1 protein-coding gene is annotated in these 2,618 nt (G+C 60.0%); it reads right to left on the bottom strand.

Annotated features, from left to right (window positions below; genetic code table 11):
• Nucleotides 1-2,618: DUF6531 domain-containing protein (locus tag U862_RS0128785; protein ID WP_029977909.1), on the bottom strand; the 2,618-nt coding region annotated here is incomplete at both ends.

Here is a 2,618-nt window from a genome sequence, read left to right on the forward strand (position 1 = left end):
AGGCGGCGTCCCAGTGCGTCGTAGGCGAAATCCACGCTCAGGCGCGGGTCCTCGAAATGCACCAGTCGATCAAACAGATCCCACCGCAGATCGCTGCGTTGGCCGTTGTGCCAGCGCTGGATCTGGTTGCCACGTTCGTCGTAGTCGTAGTGGGTGCCGGCGTATTCGCGCAGCAGGTTGTCGACCAGTTTGCTGCGCGGAGGGGTCAGGTCCAGCGGGCGGCGAATCTCTGTCGCCTTGTCTTCCAATAGGTTACCGGCCGGGTCGAAGGCGAAGGTTTCCACGCCTTGACGTGTGGTGGCGCTGAGCAGTCGGCCGACGGGATCGTAGCGATAGGCGAGCGGCCCGCGACGGCTGTCGTTGATCTCAGTCAGTTGGCCGGCAGCGTCGTAGGTGTATTCGCGTTTGAGCAGCGTGGATTTGTCGTCGCTGCGTCCCAGCAGCTGTTCCTGCAAACGACCGGCCGGATCCCAACTCTGAGTTTGCAGCAGGTGGTTGCCTTGATGGCGGGCGATTTCGCGGTGCAGGTCGTCGCGTTCGTAGCCGATCAGTTCGTGTTCATCCAGGCGCAGGCCGAGCAAGTGGCCGCTGCCGTAGGTCAACCAACTGACTCGGTGGCCGTCGGGGCGAACGGTGGCAACTCGTTGGTTGAGCACGTCGTACTCGTGCTGCCAGATCGCGACGGTGGGCTTTTCCAGTCCGAGATAATGTTGGTGCTCGCGCAGCAAATTGCCGGCTGGGTCGTGGAACCATTGCAGGCGGCTGTCGGCGTTGTCGGCCAGCACCATATTGCCGTTGCCATCGTAGGCAAAGGTTTCGCTTTGCGACCGGTCGCCCAAGGAGGCGCGACGTTCGGTCAAGCGACCCATCGGGTCGAAGCTCAACGAGATGACGCGTTGGCCATTGATCGATTGGGCGAGGCGGCCGGTGAGTGGGTCGTACTGATAACGCGTGCTGCGCCCATCGAAACCGCGTTCTTCGAGCAGGCGTCCGACCGGGTCGTAGTGGAAGTGCGCACGTTGTTCGTTTTCGTTTTCCAGGGCCGTTAGCCGTCCGAGACGGTCCCAGCGATAGCGCAGGGTTTGTTCGGCAGCGTCGATGCGTTCGGCGATCAAACCGGCCGCGCTGTAGCTCCAGGTGGTGCAACGATCGAGACCGTCGACATGCGCCAACAACCGACCTTCGGCGTCACGTTCAAAGCGTTCTTCGGTCTTGTCCGGGTGCTTGATCAGCACCAGTTGGCCGGCCTTGTATTCGTATTCGGTGGCGTTGCCGGCAGCGTCGGTGAAGCAGGTCATCTGCCCCAGTTCGTTGTATTCCCAAGCGCTGGTCTTGCCCGAACAGTCGACGTACTCGACCATCTGCCCGGCGTCGTTGTAGTCCAGAGTTTTTTCGTTGCCGTTGGCGTCCTTGATCGCGGTGGGCTGGCCGGATTTGTTGTAGGCGTATTCGGTTTTGTTGCCCAACGGATCGAGCGCTTCAACCAGATTGCCTTGGTCGTCATAGGCGCGTTGCCACTGACCACCCTCGGCATCGCTGATCTTGATCAGCAAGTCCTGATCGTCATAGGCGTAATGCATCACCGTGTGATCGGCGCGGATGTGCTCAAGCAGATTGCTGCGCTCATCGTAACTGTAGCGATCTGTGCTGCCATCGGCATTCACGCGGCGCACGATGTTCTTGGCCTCGTCGCGGAAGAACCATTCCGAACGCTCGTCCGCGTAGCGAATGCGATAGGTGTAGCCAAGGATGTCGTAGTAGTGCCAGGTCTCGTTGCCGAGCGCATCGGTGACGTAAGTCAGACGGATGTTTTCGTCCCACTCCAGGCGCGTGTCGAAACTGCCGTCGTCGGCCCATTCGCGAATGGCTTTGGCCTTGGCGCTTGAACCGTCCCACTGCAGGTTCATGCCGCGCCCGGTGCGGTCGGTGTAACGGGTGATCAGGTGATGCTCAAACTGATACGACCAGACTGCGCCGTTCTCGTCCTGCGCCTGAATCAGGTCGCCATAGGTGTCGTACTGATAGGCGCAGAGCTGGCGCAGTGGTTCGCCGTCAACGATCTCCCAGAGGCCGATAAACCGGCCGTGATCGTCGATCATCGTGCCGAGGTGCAAGTGCACCTTGCTGGTGTCGTTTTCCTGATAAGTGATCAGGTCCGAGAGCAGCGAGTGTTCGCCGTGACGATGCTCGTAATGCAGCATGACCCCGGCGCCGTTGCGCAGGGAGATGTTGCTCAGCACAAAGCGCTGGCCACGGCGGACGTAGGTTTCCTTGCGTTCGAAACCACGGCACAACAGCAACTGCTCCTCGCCACTGCGAACCAGGGTGATGTTTTCAATGGCGTCGTAGTGAAACAGACCGACTTTGGGCAATGGATAGCTATGGTCGCGGCCATCGGCGCCGTAGAAGGTCAGGCCATCATCCACGCAGTCGAAACGTGTGGTGAACTCGCTGATCCAGCGAGCGCCGAGTTCGCTCTGATCGTAGGCGTCGAGGCGAGAGTTGTAAGTGCGTGTCCATTCGATCGGGAATGGGCCGGGCAAGCTGAAATCGGAATGGCTGAGGCTTTCCGAACCCAAGGCGAAATTAATGCTGAAGTCAGTAGCACATTCACAGGG

The sequence above is a fragment of the Pseudomonas sp. H1h genome (assembly GCF_000633255.1).
Lineage (GTDB): Bacteria > Pseudomonadota > Gammaproteobacteria > Pseudomonadales > Pseudomonadaceae > Aquipseudomonas.